The sequence below is a fragment of the Bradyrhizobium sp. genome (assembly GCF_047605465.1).
Lineage (GTDB): Bacteria > Pseudomonadota > Alphaproteobacteria > Rhizobiales > Xanthobacteraceae > Bradyrhizobium.
Genome location: NZ_JASGFS010000083.1, coordinates 1 through 23,622 on the forward strand (window position 1 = coordinate 1; position 23,622 = coordinate 23,622).

Genomic DNA, 23,622 nt, shown 5'->3' on the forward strand with positions numbered 1-23,622 from the left:
GCCGGGACCGGCGGCGGAGCGGCCGGCGCGGCGGCATGGAATTCGCGCGCCGCGGCGACGAAGGCCGAATGCGCCGGTGGCGCGGCGGCAGCCGGGTTCGGCAGTTCGGGCTTCGGGTCGTATTTGACGGGCTGCGATTGCGGCTGCGGCTGCGGCCGCTGCTCGCGCGCCATCGGCGGCTCGAACGGAGCCGCCATCGGCATCGGCGGCGATGCCGGCGCGGTGCGCACAGCGCGCAGATCGCCCTCGATCATCGAGAGACGATCGACGACATGGCCGAGCGTGTTGTGGACGGCTTCGAGCGAATCCTGGGTGGTCCGGTTGGTCTCGGCCTGGCTGAAACGGATGTCCGAGAGCTCGCGCTTGACGAGATCGGCCATTCCGGAATCGGACGGCGGTGCCGCATTGCGGCTCTCGGCGAGTGCGGCGTAGGTCGCCTGCTGCCGCTCGAGGTGCCGGAGGATGTCGTGCAGGCCATCTTCGACGCGGCCGAGATTGCCGCCGCGCGGATCGGAAGCGGTCTCGATCCGCTCCAGCAGGTACGAGACCCGCTGCTCGAGATGGGCGAAGGTCGAGGCCGAGTCGTTGCCGACCTGCATGCGGTCGAAACGGTCCGAGAGCGCGCGGATCGCGACTTCCAGGTGCTCGGTGCTTTCGGAAGGTGCCGGCCGCTCGCGCGTCTCCAGCGCCGCGGTCAGCGCGGCGATGCGCTGCTCGAGCACCGCGAAGCTGTCGCTCGGGCTGGACGAGCGGGTGATCTGGTCGACCTTGGACGACAGCAGCTGTACGTCGTCCGAAAGCCGCGCCAGCGCCTCGTTGGACGCGACGTTGGAGACGATGGTGCGCAGCGCCGAGATCGCGTCCTCGAGCTGGCGCACCGTCGACGGATCGTCATTGGCGCGCAGGATCAGGTCGAGCTTCGCGCCGAGATTGCGGATCGCTTCGTCATAGCCGGTGAGCTGCTCGGCCGGCGTCAGCGTGCGCAGCACCTGCTTGATCTCGGACAGCGCGCGCTCGATGCCGGCGAAGGCCTCGCCGTCGGTGCCGGACGAGCGGGTCTCGTCGATGCGACGATGCAGCGAGCGGATCTCGTTCTCGATCGATTCGATCGCACGGCGCGGCATCGCCTCGGTGATGGCGTGACGAATTTCCGCGAGTTCGGTACGGAAGGCCGTGATGGCCTGCTCGGTATTGTCCGGACGCTGCAGCGCCTCGATCTGGCTGGTGATCTTGAGCAGATGCCGTTCGAGCGACGAGAAATCAGGTCCCGGCGGGGCATAGGCCGGCGCGGGCGGTGCCATCGGAGCGATGGGCGCTGCCGTCGGTGCGATCGATGGCGCGGCCCGCGGCGGCACCTGTCGCGGCGTGAACCCGTCGAGCTCGCTCTGGCGGGCCGTGATCTCGGCGACCGCGACGTCGAACGAGGCCGGGCTCAGCGGTGGCGAGCTCCGATAGACCTGGGCTGCAGCGCGCTCGACCGCATCGGCCTGGCGCTGGCGGTTCTCGACGGGTGCGGGCCGCGCTGGCTGCGGCTGCGGCTGCGGCGGCTTCGAGATCTGCGACAGTCGCGCATCGAGCCGCGAGATGGCGTCGTTGAGCTGGCGCGCGACACCCTGCTCACGCGTGACGTCGTTGCGCGGCGCGGGTTTGGAAATTCGTTCGATCTGCTGGGTGATCGCATCCAGCCGCTGATGGATGTCCGCGACCTCGCGGCTTTCCTGACTCGGGCTCGGAGGCTGCTGGCGCTGCGGCTCGTAGGAGCCGCGGAAGTTCGGCGGCGCGGTCTCGCCGAGCGTGGAGTTCAGCCAGTCGTTGAGAGACATGCCCGAGCGGCGCGCAGCAGCTTCGGCCCGCTCCCGCACGGATGGATCGATGCCGTCAACACTCCACGATACGCGCGAATTCATGACTCTGTCCGGTTCCGACTTCGGCGCCCCATCCGACGCCTCCAGCTTCCCCACGCGTGCCGGTTGCAAAGACAATCGAATTCTGCGCGGGTCGTCTGCCTCGAAAACCGACTTTTTCCTGTTACGGTAAATAACGGGTTAAGGAAGTCGTCGCCGCTGTCTTAAAGTTGGGCGGCGGAACCGGGGCGCAACAGGCGGAGCACGGTTCATTGCATCCCGCGCGATCGCCGTCGCCGCGCGCTCGGCTGTCATCGCCTTCGAAGGCGCGCCGCGGCGGCTCGATTTCGGCCGCGCTGTCCCGGGCTGTTGGATGCCCCGCCTTCGCGGGGCATGACACCATCGTTGGCGACGATCTCGCGCCGCGCCAGGCGTAGCCCCTCAGCCCTTGTCCTCGCGCTTGCCGTCCTCCAGCGGCACCACCGTGCTCTTGCCGCTCATCGCCGACAGCGCGTCGAGAGCTTCCTCGCAGAAGTCGGCGACCATCTGCTCGTGCCTTGCGCCGAGGCGGAGCAGGAGCAGGTTGCCGAGGTCGAGGACGCCCGAGGCCGCTCCGTCCGGGAAACGCTTCTTGAGGATCCGCTCGTAGTTCTCGTGCCGGTCGCGATGGTGCTCGAGCCGGGCCATCAGGTCGGTGCGCATCGGCTCGATGTCGATGCTGTCGAGCGCGTGCAGACGGACCAGGAGGTCGTCCTTGATCGAGGGAGGCGTGCTTGGTCGCGCGGCCCAGTGCCGCAGCGCTGTTCGGCCCTCGGGAGTGAGCGTATAGATCAGTTTATTGGGCTTGCCGGATTGCACGACCTCGCGGCCCTGGATGTAGCCGCGGTCGCGCAGCTTGGAGAGCTCGCGGTAGATTTGCTGATGGTCGGCCTTCCAGAAGAAGCCGATCGAGGAATCGAACGTCTTGGCAAGCTCGTAGCCTGTCATCGGACGTTCCGTCAGGCATGCGAGGATTGCGTCGCCCAGCGCCATGACACCGGCTCCTTGAGAAGGTCCCGACCAATTGACTTGACTTTATGCGCATCGGTGCATATGCGTCAATGTGCATATGAAGCCGGCCCAAGAAACGTCCAAAGATCTGCCGGCGTCAGCCTTGGCGCTACTGTGCATGGGGTTGTTTTTCAGTTTTTTGCCACGGCCTTTTAGGGAGGCAACCTGACAATGACCGGCCTCGATACCTGGTACGGCTACATGAAGTCCCACGACCGCGCGGCGCTCTGGGACCTGCTCCATCCCGACGCCGTCTTCGAGAGCCCCGTCGTGCACTCGCCGCAGCGCGGCCGCGACATCACCTTCAAATACCTGTCGAGCGCCGAGAAGGTGCTTGGCGGCCCCGGCTTCACCTATGTCGGCGAGTGGAAGAGCGCCGACGGCGCCGTGCTCGAGTTCAAGAACGTGATCGACGGCATCGAGATCAACGGCGTCGACATCATCACCTTCGACAGCGAAGGGCGCATCACGCATTTCAAGGTGATGGTGCGTCCGCTCAAGGCGATCAACATGCTGCATCGCCTGATGGCGGAACAGCTGTCCGCCCAATCATGACACCGCCCCGCGGCTGCCGTGCCCGTTGGGTTCGCGCCGCAGGGTTCAAGCATCCACCCCTTCAAGGCCCAATGACTTCAAGGCCCAGGCCGGGAGACCACCATGCCGATCTACAAAGCCCCCATCGAAGACGTGAACTTCCTGCTCAACGACGTCTTCCAGATCGACCGCTACGATAACCTGCCGGGATTCTCCGACGCGTCGAGCGACGTGCGCGAGGCGATCCTGGGCGAAGCCGCCAAGCTCGCGGAGGAAGTGCTGCAGCCGCTCAATCGCGTCGGCGACCTCGAAGGCTGCAAGCGCGCCGACGACGGCAGCGTCACCACGCCGAAGGGCTTCAAGGATGCGTTCAAGCAGGTCGCCGAGGGCGGCTGGCTCGGCCTGTCGGCGCCGCAGGAGTTCGGCGGCCAGGGCCTTCCGGTGACGCTGAGCCAGGCCGTCAACGAATTCCAGATCTCCGCCAACATGGCGTTCTCGATGTATGGCGGCCTCACCATGGGCGCGACCGCGGCGCTGCTGGTGCACGGCACGCCCGAGCAGAAGAAGACCTACGTGCCGAAGATGGTGGCCGGCGAATGGACCGGCACCATGAACCTCACCGAGCCGCATTGCGGCACCGATCTCGGCATGCTCCGCACCAAGGCGGTGCGCCAGGCCGACGGCAGCTTCAGGATCACGGGCACCAAGATCTTCATCTCGGCCGGCGAGCATGACCTCGCTCCGAACATCATCCACCTCGTGCTCGCACGCATCGAGGGCGCGCCCGCCGGCATCAAGGGCGTGTCGCTGTTCGTGGTGCCGAAATTCCTGGTGAATGCCGATGGTTCGGTCGGCAGCCGCAACGGCGTCGTCTGCGGCTCGATCGAACACAAGATGGGCATCCACGGCAACTCGACCTGCGTGATGAACTACGACAACGCCACCGGCTGGCTGATCGGCGAAGAGAACAAGGGCATGCAGGGCATGTTCGTGATGATGAACGAGGCCCGCCTCGGCGTCGCCGTGCAGGGTCTCGCGCAGTCGGAGGTCGCCTATCAGAATGCGGTCGCCTATGCCCGCGAGCGCATCCAGGGCCGTTCGCTCACCGGCGTGAAGGCGCCGGACAAGCAGGCCGATCCGATCATCGTGCATCCCGACGTGCGCCGTACGCTGCTCTCGATCCGCGCCTTCAACGAAGCCGCGCGCGCCTTCGTGATCTGGACCGCGCTGAAGAGCGACGTCGCCCATCGTTCCGAGGATTCCAATGACCGCCAGGCCGCCGACGATCACATGGGCCTGATGACGCCGGTGCTGAAGGGCTTCCTCACCGATTACGGCTTCGCCAACGCGGTGCAGGCGCAGCAGATGTATGGCGGCCACGGCTACATCGCCGAGCAGGGCATGGAGCAGTTCGTGCGCGATGCCCGCATCGCCATGATCTACGAAGGCGCCAACGGCATCCAGGCGCTCGACCTCGTCGGCCGCAAGCTGCCACGCGACGGCGGCCGCGCCATCATGGCCTTCTTCGGCGAGGTCATGGCCTTCGCCAAGGAGAACGGCGGCGACGAGGCGCTGAAGCCGTATGTCGCGCCGCTCTCGACGGCGCTCGGCCATCTGCAGCAGGCCACGACCTGGCTGATGCAGAACGCGATGGCCAAGCCGGACAATGCCGGTGCCGCCGCGACCGACTATCTGCATCTCTTCGGCTTCGTTGCGCTCGGCTACATGTGGGCGCGCATGGCGAAAGTCACGCTGGGGAAGATTGCCGAGAGCGGGGCGACGCCCTATCTCTCGACCAAGCTCGTCACCGGCCGCTTCTTCATGGAGCGGATGCTGCCGGAGACCGCCGCCAATCTCGCGCGCATCCAGGCCGGTTGCGCCACCATCATGGAATTGCCGGCGGAGGCCTTCTAGGTCCTGCTTCCGCCGCTTCGTCCCAAGAGCTTTCGAACATCACATCAGGAGGGCGTCATGCCTGAGGCATTCATCTACGACCACGTTCGCACCCCGCGCGGCCGCGGCAAGGCGGACGGCGCGCTGCACGAAGTCACGGCGCTGGCGCTCGCCACCGTACCGCTCAAGGCACTCAAGGACCGCAACAACCTGCCGGAAGATTCCGTCGACGACGTCGTGCTCGGCGTGGTCGATCCGGTCGGTGAAGCCGGCTCCGACATCGCGCGTTTCGCGGCGCTCAAGGCGGGCCTCGGCGAAGCCGTCCCCGGCGTGCAGATCAGCCGCTTCTGCGCCTCCGGCCTCGATGCCGTGAACTTCGCGGCGGCCCAGGTGATGAGCGGCCAGCACGAGCTGGTGATCGGCGGCGGCGCCGAATCGATGAGCCGCGTCGGCATCGGCGCCTCCGGCGGCGCGTGGCCGATGGACCCGTCGATGGCGGTGCCGGCCTACTTCATGCCGCAGGGCGTCTCGGCCGACCTGATCGCGACCAAATACGGCTTCTCGCGCGACGACGTCGATGCTTATGCCGTGCAGAGCCAGCAGCGCGCGGGCAAGGCCTGGGACGAGGGCCGCTTCAACAAGTCGGTGGTGCCGGTCAAGGACATCAACGGCCTCACCATCCTCGCCAAGGACGAGCACATGCGTCCCACGACGACGATGCAGTCGCTGGCGCAGCTCCAGCCTTCGTTCACGATGATGGCGCAGATGGGCGGCTTCGACGGCGTCGCCGTGCAGTCGCACCCGGAGATCGAGCGCGTCAACTACGTGCACCACGCCGGCAATTCGTCCGGCATCGTCGACGGCGCCGGTGCCGTCCTGCTCGGCAGCAAGGAAGCCGGAAGCAAGTACGGCCTGAAGCCGCGCGCGAAGATCCGTGCGTTCGCCAATGTCGGCTCGGAGCCTGCGATGATGCTGACCGGCCCGGTCGACGTCACCGAGAAGCTGTTCGCGCGTTCCGGCATGAAGAAGTCGGACATCGATCTGTTCGAGCTCAACGAGGCCTTTGCCTCCGTCGTGCTGCGCTACATCCAGGCCTTCGACATCGACAACGCCAGGATCAACGTCAATGGCGGTGCGATCGCGCTCGGCCATCCGCTCGGGGCGACCGGCGCGATGATCCTCGGTACCGTGCTAGACGAGCTCGAGCGCACCAACAAAGCGACCGCGCTGGTGACGCTGTGCATCGGCGGCGGCATGGGCACCGCGACCATCATCGAGCGCGTTTGATTTTCGCCCTCTCCCACACGGGGGGAGGGCAAGACGAGACCACAGTCAACCGCCGCGCTGAGATCGGCTGCGGCACGAGGAGTAACCGACATGGCTTACAAGAACTTCAAGGTTGAGACCGATTCCGACGGCATCGCGCTGGTCACCTGGGACATCCCGGGCCGTTCCATGAACGTGCTCGACGAAACCTCGACCAGCGAGCTCGACGCGATCGTCAAGGACACCACGGCCGATGCCGCGGTGAAGGGCGTCGTCATCACCTCGGCGAAAGAGGCTTTCTGCGCCGGTGCTGACCTGTCCATGCTCGAAGGCATGAACCAGGCCTATGCGAAGGTCCTGAAGGAGCAGGGCGAGACCGCGGCGAACCAGATGCTGTTCGACCAGAGCCGCCGCTTCTCGCTGGTGCTGCGCTCGATCGAAACATCGGGCAAGCCGTGGGCGGCCGCGATCAACGGCCTCGCGCTCGGTGGCGGTTTCGAGATCACGCTGTGCTGCCACTATCGCGTGGCGGCGGAGAATCCCAAGACTCGCCTCGGCCTGCCCGAGGTCAAGGTCGGCCTGTTCCCCGGCGCCGGCGGCACCCAGCGCGTGCCGCGCCTGGTGCAGCCGCAGGACGCGATGACGATCCTGCTCAAGGGCGATCCGGTCACGGTCGAGAAGGCGAAGCAGCTCAATCTGATCCACGCCGTCGTGCCGGCCGCCGACTTGATCAAGGCCGCGAAGGACTGGATCAAGGGTGGCGGCAAGGCCGTCGCGCCCTGGGACGAGAAGGGCTTCAAGCTGCCCGGCGGTCCGGTGTTCTCTAAGGCCGGCATGATGATGTTCCCGGCCGGTAATGCGATCTACCGCCGCGAGACCTACGACAATTATCCCGCCGCGCGCGCGATCATGAGCTGCGTCTATGAAGGCCTGCAGCTGCCGATCGACGCGGCGCTGCGCGTGGAGTCGCGCTACTTCACCTCGGTGCTGCGCTCGAAGGAAGCGGCCGCGATGATCCGCAGCCTGTTCCTGTCGATGCAGGAGCTGAACAAGGGTGCGCGTCGTCCGAAGGACGTGGCCCCGACCAAGTTGAAGAAGATCGCCGTGATCGGCGCCGGCTTCATGGGCGCGAGCGTCGGCTACGTCTCGGCCCGTGCCGGGCTCGACGTCGTGCTGATCGATCGCGATCAGGAGAGCGCCGACAAGGGCAAGGCCCATGCGCAGAAGGTGATTGAGGAGCAGATCAAGAAGGGCCGCGCCAAGCCAGGCGATGCCGAGAAGCTGCTCGCGCGCATCACGCCGACGGCGGATTACGCCGCGCTGAAGGACGTCGACCTCGTCATCGAGGCCGTGTTCGAGGACCGCAAGGTCAAGGCGGAGACCTTCGCCAAGGCGCAGCAACATCTGAAGCCGGACGTGATCTTCGCGTCGAACACCTCGACGCTGCCGATCACCTCGCTGGCCGAATCGTTCAAGGACCAGGGCAAGTTCGTCGGCATCCACTTCTTCTCGCCGGTCGAGAAGATGATGCTGGTCGAGATCATCCTCGGCAAGAACACCGGCGATGTCGCGCTCGCGACCGCGCTCGACTACGTCCGGCAGATCGGCAAGACGCCGATCGTGGTGAACGACAGCCGCGGCTTCTTCGCCAACCGTTGCGTCGGTCGCTACGTCGCCGAAGGCAACGAAATGTTCCTCGAAGGCGTGCCGCCGGCGATGATCGAGAACTGCGCCAAGATGGCCGGCATGCCGGTCGGCCCGCTTTCGCTCTCGGACGAAGTCGCGCTCGACCTCGGCCTCAAGATCATGAAGGCCACCGAGGCCGATCTCGGCCCCAATGCGATCAATCCCGACCAGAAGAAGCTGATGGTGGAGATGGTCGAGAACCAGGGCCGTCTCGGCCGCAAGAACAGCAAGGGCTTCTACGACTATCCCGAGAAGGGCAAGGGCTCGAAGAGCCTGTGGCCGGGCCTGTCGGCGCTGCAGCCGAAGCAGCTCGACCCCGATACGCTCGACATCGAGGAGCTGAAGCAGCGTTTCCTCGTGGTGCAGGCGGTTGAAGCCGCGCGCACGGTCGAGGACCACGTCATCACCGATCCGCGCGAGGCCGATGTCGGATCGATCCTCGGCTTCGGCTTCGCGCCGTTCACCGGCGGCACGCTGTCCTACATCGACTTCATGGGCACGAAGAAGTTCGTCGAGCTCTGCCACAAGCTCGAGGCGAAATACGGCTCGCGCTTCACCCCGCCGAAGCTCCTGGAGGAGATGGCGGCGAAGGGAGAGACCTTCTACGGCCGCTTCGCACCGAAGAAGACGGCGGCCTGACGCGACGCCTCGTCCGGGATGCGCTTGCGGCGGCGAACGCCGTGAGCCGGCCCGAAATGATGTCGCTGGAAATGCCGAGAGGCCGGATCACTGATCCGGCCTCTTGCTTTCTGCATCGGCATGTCCGCTCACCTGTCCAACGCATCCCCTTGCGCGTCTGCGGCGGAAGCGGCCGGCGTCTTCGGTGATGTCGACGCTATTTGTGCTGGCCGCGGATTTCCTGCTCGCCGGCCTTGTGTGGCTTGCCATCGGTCTCGCGGGGGCGTGAGACGTGCCCTGGAGGCAGCAGATAGGCTGCGACGAGATAGGCCATCTGATAGAGGGCAACGCACGCCGCGATGAGGGGCACGCTGTCCTGCACCCCGAATGCGTGGGCATGCAGAACGACCGCGCAAAAAATCGCGATGAGCGGCGAGAGCAGGACCAAAGCCCAGATACTGAACACAAAGCTGGTCGCCATTCCCGCCAATGCGCTTGCCGCCATCAGCATCAAGGCAATCGTCAAGCTCAACTCCAATGAGAGCATCAGCCAGTTCGCAACCGGATCTTGCCGGCCTCGGATTCGGTAACAAGACAAGATTCGTGCGAGTTTGTGAATAACCGTTCATAAGTCGGACTTGCGGTACTATGTCACCTCGTGCGGTGCTTGCCCGCAGCCGGCAAACGCGGCGATCGGCCGTCACTTCTCCCTGAAGGCGCGGTGGACCTGATCGGCGAGCGGCTTCATCAGATAGGACATCAGCGTCCGCTCGCTGGTTGGAATGAACACCTCGACCGGCATGCCCGGCAGCAGGCGCGTTGCGGCCAGCTTCTGCATCTCCGGTTTCGGTATGGCGATCCTCACCAGGAAATAGGTCGGGCCGGCCTTGTCGTCGCGCGAGACGTCGGCTCCGATCCGGATCACCTCGCCGTCGATCTCCGGCGTGGTGCGCTGGTTGAAATTGGTGAAGCGCAACGTCGCCGTCTGGTTCAGCTTGACCTGATCGATGTCCTGCGGCGCGACGCGCGTCTCGACCATAAGGTTGTCCTGGTCGGGCACGATCGTCATGATGGTTTCGCCGGCCGCGATCACTCCGCCCTGCGTATGAATGGCGAGGTCATGCACGACGCCGGCCTGCGGGGCGCGGATCTCCAGCTTCTCGGTCTGGTCCTTGGCCGTGACCTGCTTCTCGAGTGTCTCGGCATATTTGGCGCGGATGTCGGCGAGCTCCTTGGCGACACCGGACCGGAAGTCCTGGTCGACCTGCAGGATCTTCAATTCCGTTTCCGAGATCTTGCCTTTTGCCTGCGCGATCGAGGCCGTGAGCTGACCGCGTTCGCCGAGCAGCCGCGCGGCGTCGCGCTGCAGCGTGCTCAACCGGGACAGCGACACCAGGTGCTGCTCCCAGAGCGTCTGCACGCCCGTCAATTCGTTGGCGATCAGGTCGGCCTCCTGCTTCTTGGCCGTGAGCTGGTCCTGCATGCCCTTGATCTGCTCGTCGAGCTGCGCGATCTGCTCCTTGAACTGGCGCTTTTGTCCGTCGTTCGAGGTCCTCCGGAGCTGGAAGAAGCGCGCCTCGCCCGAGACGATGGCAAGCGCGGCCGGGTCGTCGAGCGATTTGATGCTCTCGGGAAACGCAATGTCGTCGTCCCCGTCGCGCTCGGCCTGCAGCCGGGCACGCCGCGCCTCCAGCTCCCACAGGCTCTTGGTCACCGCAACGAGATTGGCCTGTGCGACCGTCTCGTCCATCACGATCAGGACATCGTCCTTTGCGACATGCGCCCCTTCCTCGGCAAGCAGCTTCTTTGCGACGCCTCCGGAGGGGTGCTGAACCTTCTTGACGTTGGACTCGACGACCAGCGAGCCCTGCGAGATGATGGCGCCGGACATCTTGGCGGCGGCGCTCATGATGCCGATGCTGGCCACGAGGAACACAGCCGCCATCGCGACCGCCCGCGTGTGATGCCGGATCGATTGCGCGGCGCTACGCATCCTGCTTGCGCTCCATCTGCTTGCGGCTTCTCCGGCGCGCCGGCGCGCGCGCTGGTGTCGGCTCGGCTATTGCCGGTTCGGCTGCTGCCGGCTCTGCCGCCTTGGGAGCCAGCGAGGGCAGCACGGACCGCGTCGTGCCGAAGGTGTGGAGCCGGCCTTCGTTCAGCACCAGCATGTGATCGACCGCCTGCAGCACCGTCGGACGGTGTGCGATCACCACCACGATGCTGCCGCGCGCACGCGCACGCAGGATGGCGCGGATCAGCGCGCGCTCGCCTTCGCTGTCGAGGTTTGAATTCGGCTCGTCGAGCACGATCAGGAAGGGATCGCCGTAGAGCGCGCGGGCGAGCGCGATCCGCTGCCGCTGCCCGCCCGAGAGCATCAGGCCGCCGTCGCCGACTTCGGTTTCGTAACCACCTGGCAGCCGCAGGATGACGTCGTGGACGTCGGCTTCATGGGCGGCCGCGATCAACCGGTCGGCGTCGGGAGAGACGGCAAAGCGGGAGATGTTCTGCGCCACCGTTCCACGAAACAGCGCGACGTCCTGGGGCAGGAAGCCGATGGCCGGCCCGAGCGCCAGGGGGTCCCAATGGGCAAGCGACGCGCCGTCGATCCGGATCACGCCGCGTGCCGGCGCGCCGACACCGACCAGCGCGCGGGCGAGAGTCGACTTGCCTGAACCGCTCGGCCCGACGATGGCGACCGCGCTTCCCGCCCGCAGCGCGAAGCTGACATCGTGAAGAACGACCCGATCGGTGCCGGGGGCCGTGAGGCTCAGCGAGGTGACGCGGATCTCCTGCTTCGGCCGGGGCAGCGGCGTGAGCGGCGGCTTCGCCGGCACGGCGTTCAACGCGTCGATCAACCGGGTGAAGCTCGCGCGCGCGGCGATGAACCCGCGCCAGTTCGCGATCGCGAGCTCGATCGGCGCGAGCGCGCGTATCGACAGGATCGTCGCGGCCAGCATCACGCCGGCCGTGGCCTGCTGGTTGATGACGAGATAGGCCCCGAGCGCCAGCACGCCCGACTGCAGGATCATGCGCAGGAAGCGCGATGCGCCGCCGAACGCACCGGTGAGGTCGGAACTGACGCGTTGGGCGTCGAGATAGGCCTGCGAGCGTTCCGACCAGAGATCGGCCATCCGCGACGTCATGCCGAGCGCATGCACGACCGTGGCGTGGTGGAATGCGGTTTCGGCCGCCTGTCGCCGCGAGGATGCCAGGGCCACGAGAGACTGGATCGGGGCGCGCGTGAACATTTCCGCTGCGACCGTGATCGCCGCGAGCGCGATCGCGCCGCCCGTGACGGCCAGCCCCATCAGCGGATGAAACAAGGTGCAGACGAGAATGTAGAGCGGGGTCCACGGCAGGTCGGAGACGACGATCAGGCCGCTGCCGGCGATGAAGCCCCGGACGGTGTCGAGGTCGCGCATGATCTGCAAGCCGCCGCGGTCAGGCTTGCCGATCGCGTCATGGTGGACGCTGTCGAAGACGCCGCGCCGGACGGTCTCGTCGAAAATCTCCGCGATCCGGGCCAGCAGACGGCTGCGCAGCATGTCGACGCCGGCCTGAATGACCAGCAGGACCAGCGCGATCAGCAGCAGGCCCACCAGCGTCGCGATGCTGCGGCTCGGCAGCACGCGATCGTAGACCTGAAGCATGAAGATCGGGCCGACCAGCATCAGCAGATTGACGAGCGAACTCGCCATGGCGGTCGCCAGCAACGCGCCCCTGACCGCGACGAAGGCGTCGCGGATGACGGGCGGCAACGACAAATATAGCTTTCCCTGACCGATCATCGCGCCCTCGCGGATGTTCAAGCCCATGATGCTCGGGGATATGAAGGGAATTGCGGGAGTGCGGCGCTGCCGCGCTCCCGCAACCGGCGATATCAGAGGATGTGCGTGCCGTGGGTGTCGAGAAGCCCGTGATCGGTCGTCAGCGGTGACGAGACCAGATCATGCAAGACGGCAGTGACGTCGAGCGGGGCCGAGACCGGCGCGGTGGTGGTGTTGCCGGACGCAATCCCGCCGCTCAGCAGATTGCCGAGGTTGAGATTGCCGAGCAGGTTGCCGGTCAGCCCATCCGTTCCCGTTCCGCCGAGGCTCGGGAGATTGAGCCCGCCGGATCCGGTCAGCGCGTTGAGATCGAGCAGGTGCGGTCCGTTCTGGCCGATATCGACGGCGCTGACGTCCACGGTGTGATGATCACCGGTCGTCGGCTGGGCGAGGATGTCGATCGCCTGCCCGTTGGGCTGCTCCGGGCCGACATTGACATCGACGAGATGGCCGGTGTCGGAGCCGTGCAGATTGCCGACCAGCCCATCCAGCAGCCCGCCGCCACCGCTGCCGCTGTCCCCGTTGACGGAGAGCAGCGGCAGATTCTGCAGGTCTGAACCGAGCTCCCTGGTCACGGTCGGCAGGACGTTGAGGCCATCCTGCGTGTTGAGCAGCGAGTTGACGATTCCGTCGACGGCGTGGACATCGTCGGTCAGGTCCGAGCCGACCTGCGAGATCACGGTGCCGAGACCGCCGCCATCGAGAAGCGTCGCGGGGGCGTTGAGCAGGTCGGTCACCAGATTGGTGTGACCGTCCGTCGGCGAGGGAGTCGGTACGCCGATCGTGCCGAGGCCAACGGTCTCACCGGTGTTCGTCACATTGTGGATGAGATCGCTGGCGCCGATTTCGTGGCTGAGCGCCTCCAGCACATTGTTGTGAAAATCCTTGATGAGCGCATTGGCCGCGTTCAAGACCGGCTGCAGCGTGCCGTCGGCACCCGCCAGTGTCAGCGAGGAGCCATCCGCGAGGCCGCCGCCGTCAAGGAGATTGCCGACGATCGGCAGGCTGTCGCCTGTCGTGCCTCCCGTCGTGTCGCTCAGCAGCGACGTGACCGGATCGAGCACATTCGCCAACGGCAGAGCATCGACTGTATTACCGCTGGGCTGGGCGGTCGCTGTCGCGTCCGTCGAATCGTCTCCGGCCATGTAGCTTCCGGACGCCGATGGTTGACCTGCCGTATCGTTCTGGGAGTCCACCGCCAAAGCCGTCGAACCTGCCAAGGCTTCGACCAGCCGGTCAGCGGCGTTTGTACCGGACAGTAAGGTACTCATTACGCATCCTCCACGCAGGGTTGAGTCTAACGATCACCCAACCTCTTGATCACGCGAAGGGTTTCGGCCGAGTCGTGCGGCCTAGCTTGTCATGGCCAACATTTGGCTATGCCGACTGCAACAAAATATCTCGAACTTTAGGCAGCCGGCCCCTCGGTCGGAGGGGCCGGCTGAAGTCAGGGACGCGTTACGCCGCCTGGACCAGTCCTTCCTTCTTCAGGGCTTCCTGCACCTTCGGCCGCGCGGCGACGCGCGCCTTGTAGGCGGTGAGGTTCGGCAACGCCGAGAGATCGAACTTCATCCGATCGCCCCAGGTCAGCATCGTGAACAGATAGCCGTCGGCGACGGTGAACTGCTTGCCCATGAGGTAGTCGCGGCCGGCGAGCTGGCTGTCGATGTATTTCAGCTTGCCCATCACGCGGTCCTTGAAGAAGGCCTTCGCCTCGTCGTTCAGCGCCGGCGCGAACAGCGGGCCGAAGCTCTTGTGCACCTCGGAGGTGAGGAAGTTCAGCCATTCGAGCAGTTTGTAGCGCTCGGAACTGTCGCGAGCCGGCGCCAGCGCCTTGCCGGACGCCTGGTCGGCGATGATCTGGACAATCACGGGTCCTTCGGTCACCATCTCGCCACTGTCGAGGCCCAGCGCGGGGACCTGGCCCTTGGGGTTCAGCTTCAGATAATCCTCACCGTTCTCGAGCTTCTTGGCCCGGATATCGACCTTGACCAGCTCATACGGCAGGTCGGCCTCCAGGAGCGCGATATGGGGGGACAGGGAGCAGGCACCGGGCGAATAGTACAGTTTCATGGAATTTCCTCCTCTTGACGCTTGGTTAGGGCGAAAGAACGACTACATGCGCCTGCATGAAATAGTCAAGATTGATGCAGGTGCATCGAGTGGGGTAAAGAGCGGGCGACGAGTTTGAGCGGGACCATGAAACGCAAACCATCGACCGAGGCAACCTCCGCCTGGATCCGCCTGATGCGGGTGCAGAGCCGCGTGCTCGACTGCGTCGAGCAGGACCTGAAGAAGGCCGGTTTCCCGCCATTGGCCTGGTACGACGCATTGCTCGAGCTGTCGCGAGCACCGACCGGCGAATTGCGGCCGGTGGAACTCGAGCGGCAGATGCTGATCCCGCAATATTCCACCTCGCGCCTGATCGACCGCCTCGTCGACGAGGGGCTGGCCTGCCGGCGCGAATGCAAAATCGACAAGCGCGGCCAGTTCGTCGAAATCACTGAAGCCGGCCGCGAGCTGCAGAAGCGGATGTGGGGAGCCTACTCCGCCGCGATCGAGAAATATGTCGGCTCCAAGCTTTCCGATGCCGATGCCGTCAAGCTCAGCGGTCTGCTCGACCGGCTGGGCTGCTCCTGCGGCGAGATGAAACTGCCGGTCGTCAACGAAAGCGCCCCGGCGCGATGATCCCGCTGCAAACCAACACATCCGCGCACCGCATGGGTCCGCGGACCATCCCTGCCACCCGCGCGCGTTCGGTCGAAGCGCTTTTGATTAGAGTTAGATAATGGCGCGAGACCAGATCGATATGACGCCGCTGCAATCGCGCGACGAACTCGTCGCGTGGTTCGAGGCCGGCTGCAAGGACCCGTCCGAATTCCGCATCGGCACCGAGCACGAGAAGACTCCGTTCACGCTGGACGGCCACCGGCCCGTTCCCTACGAGGGCGCGCGCGGTATCGGCGCCCTGCTCGAAGGCATGAAGCTCCTTCTCGGCTGGGAGCCGATCATGGAGAAGGGCAACATCATCGGCCTCCACGACGTCACCGGCGGCGGAGCGATCTCGCTCGAGCCCGGCGGGCAGTTCGAGCTTTCCGGCGCACCGGTCGAGACCGTGCACCAGACCCAGAGCGAGTTGATGGCGCATCTGGCGCAGGTGCGCGAGATCGCCACGCCGCTCGGCATCGGCTTCCTCGGCCTCGGCATGACGCCGTCTTGGGCGCGGGCCGACATTGGTGATGCCGAAGGGCCGCTACAAGATCATGACCAACTACATGCCGAAGGTCGGCCAATACGGCCTCGACATGATGTACCGGACCTGCACCGTCCAGACCAATCTCGACTTCTCGTCCGAGGCCGACATGGTCAAGAAGCTGCGCGTCTCGGTCGCGCTGCAGCCTGTGGCCACCGCCCTTTTCGCCAACTCGCCGTTCACCGAAGGCAAGCCCAACGGCTTCCTGTCCTTCCGCTCCGAGATCTGGCGCGACACCGACAATGCGCGTTCGGGCATGCTGCCCTGGGCATTCGAGGACGGCATGGGCTTCGAGCGCTATGTCGACTACGCGCTCGACGTCCCCATGTATTTCGTCAAGCGCGACGAGGATTATATCGACGTCTCCGGCTCCTCGTTCCGCGCCTTCTTCGAAGGCCGCAACAACAGGCTGCCGGGCGAGCGACCGACGCTGTCGGACTGGGCCAATCATCTTTCGACGATCTTCCCGGAAGTGCGGCTCAAGCGTTATCTGGAGATGCGCGGCTCGGACGGCGGTCCGTGGGGCCGGCTGCCCGCGCTGCCCGCGTTCTGGGTCGGGCTGCTCTATGACGACGCCTCGCTCGACGCCGCCTGGGACATGGTCAAGCACTGGACCGCGCACGAGCGCCAGGCGCTGCGCGACGACGTGCCGCGTTTCGGCTTCAAGTCGCGGATCAGGGACCGCTATCTCTTCGAGATCACGAAGGAATGCCTCGTTCTGGCACATGCCGGCCTGCGCCGTCGCGGCCGCATCGACCAGCTCGGCCGTGACGAGACCCGGCACCTGGAGCCGCTCGATCGCATCATCGATTCCGGCCGGACGCCGGCGGAGGAGATGCTGGACAAGTTCAACGGTCCCTGGAAGGGCTCGGTGGAGCCGGCCTACGCGGAATATGCGTTCTAGATAAATAGACCAACGCCCGGGGTTCTGGCCGTTCATCGCCCGTACAGGTTTGCGGCGATCAAATGGCCGACTGAAAAAACTGAGCGCCGTCAATAACTCGAAAGCTGTTCCGATGGGGAAGGGCCGCCTGCCTGGGGCCGTCATGGCAAGCGTCGCGGCATGCACCGTCGCGCTGCTGACGTTCGCGCTGGCGTGCCTGCCTGCGCGCGGCCAGTCGGCGTTCGACCGGCCCGGCGGCGATTATTTCAACGCGCCGGTCACGTCGGGCGATCCCGAGGATTGCGCGCTGCAGTGCGAGCGCGACCGCCGCTGCCGCTCCTGGAGCTTCAGCTACCCCGACGTCGAAGGCGGCTCGGCGGTGTGCTGGCTCAAGAACACGGTGCCGCCGCGGGTGCCGGGAAACTGCTGTATCTCCGGCGTGCGCGGCGCCGGCGTGATCGAGCCGCGCATCGAAGGCGTGGAAACGTCGATCGATCGTCCCGGTGGTGATTTGCGCAATTTCGAGCTGAAGGCCGGCGAAGGCGAGGATGCCTGCAAGGCAGCCTGCACCGCCGACAACAAATGCCGCGCCTTCACCTATGCGCGCCCCGGCTATACCGGCCGCGAGGCCCGCTGCTTCCTGAAAAAGGAAATCAAGCCGCCGCGCCGCAAGGCGGGGTTCACGTCGGGCGTGGTCCGATAGCGCGCGGCTTTCACCGCCGCCATTGCGCGCAGCTCTGATGCCGTCATCGCTGGGAGCCCGCGACAAAATTGCGAAGCAATTTTGTGCTGGTGCGACGAAGCAATCCGGACTCTTTCCTCAGGAGGAAGTCCGGATTGGTTCGCTGCGCTCGCAATGACGGCGAAGGTGCACCGCGTAACAATTGCCAGGGCGTCCGGGGCCTGCCGCGCCTCACTCCGCAGGGATCACCGTCATCTCCGGCCACAGCGTTTTCCACCGTTCCGCCTTCGCCGCGTAGTTCGCCGCGGAAAAATTCGCAGCCCGGTTGGGCCGTGCGATCAGCTCCGCAATGTCGTCGAAGCCATGCGGTGCGTAGACCGTGTGGCGGCCGCCCGCGAGCCGCACGCCGACTTGCGTGTTCCGGGTGAGAAAGCGGTCGATGCCATCGCATGAGCACGTCAAAGGCGGGTAGGGCAAGCCGTGCTTGCCGGGATACCAGAGATGCACGCGCGCCTGGTTGCGGATCTCGATCCTGGCGCCGAGATGCCCGAGCTGCGCCTGCAGCTTGCGGATCGCCGCGTCCTCCGCCGCCCAGGAGGTGTCGGGATCGAAATAGAACACGTCGTAGTCGGAGACGCCGTGATCGATCGCGCGGCCGGTGAGCACGTTCCAGACCGTCTGTGTGAGGCATCCGGCGACGAGCCATGCATCCGGCAGGGCGAGGCGATCGAGTTCATCGATGATCGCGACAATGACGGGATTCTTCAGCGCCAGCGCGAGAAAGCGCGCCTCGTCCATCGCGCCGCTCACGCGCCTTCGCGCGCATCGTACGCCGCGCGCACCGCCTTCGAGGCGAGCACGCGCCAGCGTCGCCGCAGCAAAGGTTCGACGGTCGCACGCTTCGCCTTGGACAGGCGGATCAGGACGATCGGGTAGTCCGCGTAATGGTCGGTGAAATAGAAGATCTTCGGCTGGCTCTCGACCAGCATCGCGCGTTCGTCGACCGGCACGTCCGGCATCACCAAACTGTCGCCGTCTTCCTTCAGGCGCGCCAGCATCTTCTTTCGTACCTTGAGGGCCGGCGTGCCGTAGGAGGTGCCATCCTCGACCTCAGGCCACGCCAGCGCCAACTTCCTGACGTCGTCGAAGGTCATGGGATGTCTCCACGATCGCCACCCTCATCCTGCCGGGCCGCGCTCTTGCGCGGCGTCCCGGAGATTCGAGCCTCATGGTGCGAGAGGCGCGAAGGCCGCCATCAATGTACGGCGGTGAAGAACCGCGCGAGCCTGAAGCCCGACAGCCACGTCCAGACCGGCTGGCTGCGCATGCCGAGATCCCAGGAGCCGAGCACGGCGTCCGCGCGACCGACCAGATTGTCGATCGGCAGGAAGCCGACGCCGCCGGAGCGCAGCGGCACGCGGCTGTCGGCGGAGTTGTCGCGGTTGTCGCCGAGCACGAAGAGGTGTCCGGCGGGCACCGTCACTTCCTGCGTGTTGTCGAGCGGGCCGTTGTCGCGCATCTTGAAGATCAGGTGCGCCACGCCGTTCGGCAGGGTCTCGACATAACGGTAGGCGGGCTCGCTGCCGCCATTGTCGTCCTCGGCCGCGCCGACGCCGTCGGGCTTCAACTCGGCGGGGCGGTCGTTGATGAAGAGCTGGCCCTGCCGCATCTGGATGCGGTCGCCGGGAAGTCCCACCACACGTTTGACCCAGGCCTGCGAGCGGTCGCCGGGCCAGCGGAACACCACGACGTCGCCGCGCTTCGGCGTCTCCGCGAAGACACGGCCGGTCTCGGGCAGGTTGATCTGGATCGGCAGCGACGAGGTGCCGTAGCCATAGGGGAATTTCGACGCGAGCAGCGCATCGCCGATCAGCAGCGTCGGCTCCATCGAGCCGGACGGTACGTAGAACGGCTCGGCGAGCGCTCCCTTGGCGATGAACACCGCGGCGACGATGCCTGCGAGTTGGACCAGCTGTCCGCCCCAGCCGCTGCTCTTCCGCTTGGTGGTGACAGTCACCTTGTCGACACTCATGCGCCCGTTCCACCCACAGTAATGCGCTCCATCAGAAGGGACGGCTGGCCGACGCCGACCGGCACGCCCTGGCCGTTCTTGCCGCAGGTGCCGATGCCGGTGTCGAGCGCGAGGTCGTTGCCGATCATGCGGATGCGATGCAGGTCGGTCGGCCCGTTGCCGATCAGCATGGCGCCCTTCAGCGGCGCGCCGATCTTGCCGTTCTCGATCTTGTAGGCCTCGGTGCACTGGAACACGTATTTGCCCGAGGTGATGTCGACCTGGCCGCCGCCGAAATTCGCGGCGAAAACGCCGTTCTTCACCGAGGCGAGGATTTCGGCCGGATCGCGTTCGCCCGGGAGCATGTAGGTGTTGGTCATGCGCGGCATCGGCACGTGGGCGTAGCCCTGGCGGCGGCCGTTGCCGGTCGGCTTCATGTTCATCAGGCGCGCGTTCTGGCGATCCTGCATGTAGCCGACGAGGACGCCGTCCTCGATCAGGACGGTGCGGTTGGTCGGCGTGCCCTCGTCGTCGATCGAGAGCGAGCCGCGGCGCGAGGCGATGGTGCCGTCGTCGACCACGGTGACGCCCTTGGCCGCGACCTGCTGGCCCATCAGGCCGGCGAAGGCCGAGGTCTTCTTGCGGTTGAAATCGCCTTCCAGGCCATGGCCGACGGCTTCATGCAGCATCACGCCGGGCCAGCCGGCCCCGAGCACGACGTCCATTTCGCCGGCGGGCGCCGGAATCGATTCCAGATTGACGAGCGCCTCGCGCAGCGCGCCGTCGGCGGCATCGCGCCAGTTCTTGCTCTCGATGAATTCGGCATAGCCGGCGCGGCCGCCATAGCCCTTGCTGCCGCTCTCCTGACGATCGCCCTGGCCCGCAACCACGGAAATGTTCACCCGGACGAGCGGGCGAACGTCGCGATAGCTCTCGCCGTCGGGCCGCAGGATCTCGACCACCTGCCAGGTCGCGCCGAGGCTGACGCTGACCTGCCGCACCCGCGGATCCTTGTCACGCAGATAGGCGTCGATCTCGGCGAGCAGCTTGACCTTGGTCTCGAAGCCCGGCGCGTCGAGCGGATTGTCGTCGCCATAGAGCCGCACATTGGTGTGGGGCGGGGGCGCCGCGAAGCTGCCGGAATAGCCGCCGCGCACCGCCGCGACCGCGTCGGCGGCGCGAATCAGCGCCGGCAGCGAGACGTCTGAGGAGTGCGCGTAGCCGACCGCGTCGTCCTTGACGGCGCGAAGGCCGAAGCCCTGCGAGGTGTCGTAGGTCGCCTGCTTCAGCCGCCCGTTGTCGAACATCAGCGCTTCGGTCTGGCTGTACTCCAGGAAGAGTTCGCCGTCGTCGGCGCCCGAAAGCCCGCGCGCGACCTCGTGGCGAACCTGGTCGCGGTCGAGATTGGCGCGGTCGAGCAGGGAGGTCGTGGCAGGGTTGGTCATGCGTCCGTCCATTATCGGAAGATGTAGGGCAAGATAATGGTTTCGGAGCGGATCCGCGAGGGTACGAGGCGTCACATTACGGAAACGTATGGGGGGCCGCCGCGTCCGGGGCCGCCACCGCCGGCTACGGCAACTTGTCGTAGCCCTCGCCGAGGCCATTCAGGCTGAGCGGGAATCCGATGCCTTCCTCGGGCGTCTCGAAGATGATGAAGGTCGCGGTCTTGGCGCTGCGGAGCTGGCCGAGCAGCTTGTCGTCCATGACGACCTCGGCGACGCACCCATTGGGCAGGCAGCGGACGAAACCGGCGCGGCCGACGTCCTGGTTGTCGAGCTTCAGGCCGAGTCCCGAGGGCAGCAGCACGCCGAGGGGGGCCACCACCCGCATCAGCCGGCTTTTCTGGTCGGCCGTCTTCAGCACGATCACGGTCAAGCCGGCATTGGAGCGGTCCTCGGCCACCACGCTCTGGATCAGGGCGCATTGTTCGGCCTGGGCGCCCGGCGGGGTGTCGCAGCGGATCTGCCAGTCGCCATGGACGGAGCGCACCGCGCCCTGCGCATGGGCAAGGCCGGGAAGCGCCAGCAGGACGACCGCGGCCAGCAGGACTGCCAGCATCGTGAGGCCGTTACCCGGCTTTGCCATGGATGTCGAAAGCCCCATCGGGGTCGATCCCTCTGTTCGCTTGGGTCGCTCGAACTTGCGGACTGATACGGGAATGACGGCGGCTTGAAGGCATTTCCCAAGCAAATTCCACGCCGCGCCGGCCGCCCGTGCCCCGCACGAATCAGGTTCCTGCAAGACCATCCGCCAGTGCCTACCGCCGACAATCACGCTGTCAAGCCGCGGCATGCCGGGAAATGGTATTTTTGTCTGATGTTGCTGGGAAATATCTTGCCGGTGATCGCTGGCAGGGGGTGCTCAAGACTGCATTGCGATAGATCAAGAATTATGGTTTGAGAGGCTTGATTTCGGCGTTCTAGCGATCTGGCCCCAATTCCTCTTAGAGGTATTCTTGAGCGGCGGTTTGTCGGACGGGCGGATCGAATAAGCATTGCCCGGACACAGGGCATGCACTTGGGGTGATTTCGTAAGGGGAGCGCGAACGGCATGAGGATGTCGATGGGCCGGGTGGGCCGGCACTTGCTGGGATTGGCCGTAGCTGGTCTGACGCTGGCGACGGGCGGCTCGGCATTCGCCGAGCTCGGGCAGCCGGAGCCGTGGGAATGGCACCTGCAGGGCTCTGGTTCCCCGGTGATGGACAACATCGTCTGGTTCCACAATTTCCTGTCCGTGCTGATCATCGTGATCACGCTGTTCGTGCTGGCGCTGCTGGTGATCGTGGTCGTGAAGTTCAACTCGCGGGCCAATCCGGTGCCGTCGCGGACCACCCACAACACGCTGATCGAGGTGGTGTGGACCCTGGTTCCGGTGCTGATCCTGGTCGGCATCGCGGTGCCGTCGTTCCGCCTGCTGTTCCTCGAGCTCGACGTGCCCAAGGCGGATCTGACCATCAAGGCCACCGGCAAGCAGTGGTACTGGTCCTACGCCTATCCGGACAACGGCAAGTTCGAGTTTGATTCGCTGATGGCGCAGGACAAGCAGCCGCGGCTGCTCGGCGTCGACAACGAGATGGTCGTGCCCGTCAACAAGGTGGTTCGCGTCCAGGTCACGGGCGCCGACGTCATCCATGCGTTTGCGCTGCCGGCCTTCGGCGTCAAGATCGACGCCATCCCGGGCCGGCTGAACGAGACCTGGTTCAAGGCCACCAAGACCGGCATGTTCTACGGCCAGTGCTCGGAGCTCTGCGGCAAGGACCACGCCTTCATGCCGATCGCGATTCGCGTGGTGAACGACCAGGAGTTCGCCTCCTGGGTCGAGGCTGCGAAGAAGAAATATGCGAGCGGCGGCACCAGCACCTACGCCTCCGCGGCCGGCCCGACGCAGTGAGCGCCGGGAAGGCAACGGGACTGAAAGCGACATAAAGGGCGGGACCTTCCAAAGGTCCGAACGGGACGCAAGGCAGGATTTGAAAATGGCAACGAGCGCAGCGGCACACGGCGATCACGCGCATGACGAGCACGCCCATCCGACCGGATGGCGGCGCTACGTCTATTCGACCAACCACAAGGACATCGGCACGATGTACCTGATCTTCGCGGTCATCGCCGGTATCATCGGCGCCGCGATGTCGATCGCGATCCGCGCCGAGCTGATGTATCCGGGCGTGCAGATCTTCCACGAGACGCATACCTACAACGTGTTCGTGACCTCGCACGGCCTGATCATGATCTTCTTCATGGTCATGCCCGCGATGATCGGCGGCTTCGGCAACTGGTTCGTGCCGCTGATGATCGGCGCGCCGGACATGGCGTTTCCGCGCATGAACAACATCTCGTTCTGGCTGCTGCCGGCCTCCTTCGCGCTGCTGCTGATCTCGACCTTCGTCGAGGGTGAGCCGGGCGCCAACGGCGTCGGTGCCGGCTGGACGATGTATGTGCCGCTGTCGAGCTCCGGTCACCCGGGCCCGGCCGTCGACTTCGCGATCCTGTCGCTCCATCTGGCGGGTGCCTCGTCGATCCTCGGCGCGATCAACTTCATCACCACGATCTTCAACATGCGCGCGCCGGGCATG

General features: G+C 65.7%; 19 protein-coding genes and 2 pseudogenes. 9 read left to right on the forward strand and 12 right to left on the reverse strand.

Annotated elements, in window-relative coordinates; all coding sequences use genetic code 11:
• Both QM712_RS33115 and QM712_RS33120 read right to left on the reverse strand, forming a co-directional pair.
• Nucleotides 1-1,907: pseudogene (locus tag QM712_RS33115) on the reverse strand (hypothetical protein); the annotation flags it as partial.
• Between the two features lie 378 nt (nucleotides 1,908-2,285).
• Complete coding sequence (locus tag QM712_RS33120) at nucleotides 2,286-2,876, reverse strand: PadR family transcriptional regulator (RefSeq protein ID WP_415027361.1); 591 nt, start codon at nucleotides 2,874-2,876, stop codon at nucleotides 2,286-2,288.
• Between the two features lie 189 nt (nucleotides 2,877-3,065).
• On the opposite strand from QM712_RS33120, the gene QM712_RS33125 reads away from it, so the two are divergent.
• The 4 genes from QM712_RS33125 (at nucleotide 3,066) to QM712_RS33140 (ending at nucleotide 8,912) form a co-directional block, all read left to right on the forward strand.
• On the forward strand, nucleotides 3,066-3,449 hold the full coding sequence (locus tag QM712_RS33125; RefSeq protein ID WP_415027362.1) for a nuclear transport factor 2 family protein: 384 nt from the start codon (nucleotides 3,066-3,068) through the stop codon (nucleotides 3,447-3,449).
• A 102-nt stretch (nucleotides 3,450-3,551) separates the two neighbouring features.
• The gene (locus tag QM712_RS33130) at nucleotides 3,552-5,342 is read left to right on the forward strand and encodes an acyl-CoA dehydrogenase C-terminal domain-containing protein (RefSeq protein WP_415027363.1); all 1,791 of its coding nucleotides are present in this window, start codon (nucleotides 3,552-3,554) and stop codon (nucleotides 5,340-5,342) included.
• Between the two features lie 57 nt (nucleotides 5,343-5,399).
• A complete protein-coding gene (locus QM712_RS33135; protein WP_415027364.1) occupies nucleotides 5,400-6,608 on the forward strand; it encodes an acetyl-CoA C-acetyltransferase in 1,209 nt (402 codons plus the stop codon).
• Between the two features lie 90 nt (nucleotides 6,609-6,698).
• Nucleotides 6,699-8,912 carry an FAD-dependent oxidoreductase gene (locus QM712_RS33140; RefSeq protein WP_415027365.1) on the forward strand — a complete coding sequence of 738 codons (2,214 nt, stop codon included), beginning with the start codon at nucleotides 6,699-6,701 and terminating at the stop codon, nucleotides 8,910-8,912.
• Between the two features lie 196 nt (nucleotides 8,913-9,108).
• Here QM712_RS33140 and QM712_RS33145 read toward each other — a convergent pair whose 3' ends face one another.
• The 5 genes from QM712_RS33145 to gstA all read right to left on the reverse strand — a co-directional run bounded on the left by QM712_RS33145 (nucleotide 9,109) and on the right by gstA (nucleotide 14,791).
• Nucleotides 9,109-9,417: a hypothetical protein gene (locus QM712_RS33145; RefSeq protein ID WP_415027366.1), complete on the reverse strand. Its 309-nt coding sequence runs from the start codon at nucleotides 9,415-9,417 to the stop codon at nucleotides 9,109-9,111.
• A gap of 174 nt (nucleotides 9,418-9,591) precedes the next feature.
• On the reverse strand, nucleotides 9,592-10,884 hold the full coding sequence (locus QM712_RS33150; RefSeq protein WP_415027367.1) for an HlyD family type I secretion periplasmic adaptor subunit: 1,293 nt from the start codon (nucleotides 10,882-10,884) through the stop codon (nucleotides 9,592-9,594).
• Nucleotides 10,877-12,655: a type I secretion system permease/ATPase gene (locus QM712_RS33155; RefSeq protein WP_415027368.1), complete on the reverse strand. Its 1,779-nt coding sequence runs from the start codon at nucleotides 12,653-12,655 to the stop codon at nucleotides 10,877-10,879. The genes QM712_RS33150 and QM712_RS33155 overlap by 8 nt, the downstream gene beginning before the upstream one ends.
• Nucleotides 12,656-12,771: 116 nt before the next feature.
• Nucleotides 12,772-13,863: a hypothetical protein gene (locus QM712_RS33160; protein WP_415027369.1), complete on the reverse strand. Its 1,092-nt coding sequence runs from the start codon at nucleotides 13,861-13,863 to the stop codon at nucleotides 12,772-12,774.
• 313 nt (nucleotides 13,864-14,176) lie between these two features.
• Complete coding sequence (gene gstA, locus QM712_RS33165; RefSeq protein ID WP_415027370.1) at nucleotides 14,177-14,791, reverse strand: glutathione transferase GstA; 615 nt, start codon at nucleotides 14,789-14,791, stop codon at nucleotides 14,177-14,179.
• A gap of 126 nt (nucleotides 14,792-14,917) precedes the next feature.
• On the opposite strand from gstA, the gene QM712_RS33170 reads away from it, so the two are divergent.
• The 3 genes and pseudogenes from QM712_RS33170 to QM712_RS33180 all read left to right on the forward strand — a co-directional run bounded on the left by QM712_RS33170 (nucleotide 14,918) and on the right by QM712_RS33180 (nucleotide 17,557).
• Nucleotides 14,918-15,406 carry a MarR family winged helix-turn-helix transcriptional regulator gene (locus QM712_RS33170; RefSeq protein WP_415027371.1) on the forward strand — a complete coding sequence of 163 codons (489 nt, stop codon included), beginning with the start codon at nucleotides 14,918-14,920 and terminating at the stop codon, nucleotides 15,404-15,406.
• A gap of 100 nt (nucleotides 15,407-15,506) precedes the next feature.
• Nucleotides 15,507-16,875, forward strand: a pseudogene (locus QM712_RS33175) (glutamate--cysteine ligase).
• Nucleotides 16,876-16,987: 112 nt separating this feature from the next.
• Nucleotides 16,988-17,557 carry a PAN domain-containing protein gene (locus QM712_RS33180; RefSeq protein WP_415027372.1) on the forward strand — a complete coding sequence of 190 codons (570 nt, stop codon included), beginning with the start codon at nucleotides 16,988-16,990 and terminating at the stop codon, nucleotides 17,555-17,557.
• Between the two features lie 210 nt (nucleotides 17,558-17,767).
• On the opposite strand, the gene QM712_RS33185 is transcribed toward QM712_RS33180, so the two are convergent.
• The 5 genes from QM712_RS33185 to QM712_RS33205 all read right to left on the reverse strand — a co-directional run bounded on the left by QM712_RS33185 (nucleotide 17,768) and on the right by QM712_RS33205 (nucleotide 21,650).
• Nucleotides 17,768-18,334, reverse strand: a complete 567-nt coding sequence (locus QM712_RS33185; RefSeq protein WP_415027379.1) for a nucleotidyltransferase family protein — start codon at nucleotides 18,332-18,334, stop codon at nucleotides 17,768-17,770.
• A gap of 8 nt (nucleotides 18,335-18,342) precedes the next feature.
• Nucleotides 18,343-18,690, reverse strand: a complete 348-nt coding sequence (locus QM712_RS33190) for an MmcQ/YjbR family DNA-binding protein (RefSeq protein WP_415027373.1) — start codon at nucleotides 18,688-18,690, stop codon at nucleotides 18,343-18,345.
• Nucleotides 18,691-18,791: 101 nt separating this feature from the next.
• Nucleotides 18,792-19,568, reverse strand: a complete 777-nt coding sequence (lepB, locus tag QM712_RS33195; protein WP_415027374.1) for a signal peptidase I — start codon at nucleotides 19,566-19,568, stop codon at nucleotides 18,792-18,794.
• Nucleotides 19,565-20,992 carry a metalloprotease TldD gene (tldD, locus tag QM712_RS33200; RefSeq protein ID WP_415027375.1) on the reverse strand — a complete coding sequence of 476 codons (1,428 nt, stop codon included), beginning with the start codon at nucleotides 20,990-20,992 and terminating at the stop codon, nucleotides 19,565-19,567. The genes lepB and tldD overlap by 4 nt, the downstream gene beginning before the upstream one ends.
• A 124-nt stretch (nucleotides 20,993-21,116) precedes the next feature.
• Nucleotides 21,117-21,650 carry an invasion associated locus B family protein gene (locus QM712_RS33205; protein WP_415027376.1) on the reverse strand — a complete coding sequence of 178 codons (534 nt, stop codon included), beginning with the start codon at nucleotides 21,648-21,650 and terminating at the stop codon, nucleotides 21,117-21,119.
• A gap of 447 nt (nucleotides 21,651-22,097) precedes the next feature.
• Here QM712_RS33205 and coxB point away from each other — a divergent pair, with 447 nt between their 5' ends.
• Nucleotides 22,098-22,937, forward strand: coding sequence for a cytochrome c oxidase subunit II (gene coxB, locus QM712_RS33210; protein ID WP_415027377.1), 840 nt, complete (start codon nucleotides 22,098-22,100; stop codon nucleotides 22,935-22,937).
• Nucleotides 22,938-23,022: 85 nt separating this feature from the next.
• A partial coding sequence (locus QM712_RS33215; protein ID WP_415027378.1) for a cbb3-type cytochrome c oxidase subunit I occupies nucleotides 23,023-23,622 on the forward strand: 600 nt, incomplete at its 3' end.

Bases quoted from the DNA above. Each gene is read 5' to 3' on its own strand.
- gstA (WP_415027370.1), bottom strand. From the start codon at position 14,791: ATGAAACTGTACTATTCGCCCGGTGCCTGCTCCCTGTCCCCCCATATC.
- QM712_RS33180 (WP_415027372.1), top strand. From the start codon at position 16,988: ATGGGGAAGGGCCGCCTGCCTGGGGCCGTCATGGCAAGCGTCGCGGCA.
- QM712_RS33190 (WP_415027373.1), bottom strand. From the start codon at position 18,690: ATGACCTTCGACGACGTCAGGAAGTTGGCGCTGGCGTGGCCTGAGGTC.
- QM712_RS33135 (WP_415027364.1), top strand. From the start codon at position 5,400: ATGCCTGAGGCATTCATCTACGACCACGTTCGCACCCCGCGCGGCCGC.
- QM712_RS33140 (WP_415027365.1), top strand. From the start codon at position 6,699: ATGGCTTACAAGAACTTCAAGGTTGAGACCGATTCCGACGGCATCGCG.
- QM712_RS33160 (WP_415027369.1), bottom strand. From the start codon at position 13,863: ATGGCCGGAGACGATTCGACGGACGCGACAGCGACCGCCCAGCCCAGC.
- QM712_RS33185 (WP_415027379.1), bottom strand. From the start codon at position 18,334: ATGGACGAGGCGCGCTTTCTCGCGCTGGCGCTGAAGAATCCCGTCATT.
- QM712_RS33120 (WP_415027361.1), bottom strand. From the start codon at position 2,876: ATGGCGCTGGGCGACGCAATCCTCGCATGCCTGACGGAACGTCCGATG.
- QM712_RS33150 (WP_415027367.1), bottom strand. From the start codon at position 10,884: ATGCGTAGCGCCGCGCAATCGATCCGGCATCACACGCGGGCGGTCGCG.
- coxB (WP_415027377.1), top strand. From the start codon at position 22,098: ATGAGGATGTCGATGGGCCGGGTGGGCCGGCACTTGCTGGGATTGGCC.
- tldD (WP_415027375.1), bottom strand. From the start codon at position 20,992: ATGACCAACCCTGCCACGACCTCCCTGCTCGACCGCGCCAATCTCGAC.
- QM712_RS33130 (WP_415027363.1), top strand. From the start codon at position 3,552: ATGCCGATCTACAAAGCCCCCATCGAAGACGTGAACTTCCTGCTCAAC.
- QM712_RS33170 (WP_415027371.1), top strand. From the start codon at position 14,918: ATGAAACGCAAACCATCGACCGAGGCAACCTCCGCCTGGATCCGCCTG.
- lepB (WP_415027374.1), bottom strand. From the start codon at position 19,568: ATGAGTGTCGACAAGGTGACTGTCACCACCAAGCGGAAGAGCAGCGGC.
- QM712_RS33125 (WP_415027362.1), top strand. From the start codon at position 3,066: ATGACCGGCCTCGATACCTGGTACGGCTACATGAAGTCCCACGACCGC.
- QM712_RS33205 (WP_415027376.1), bottom strand. From the start codon at position 21,650: ATGGGGCTTTCGACATCCATGGCAAAGCCGGGTAACGGCCTCACGATG.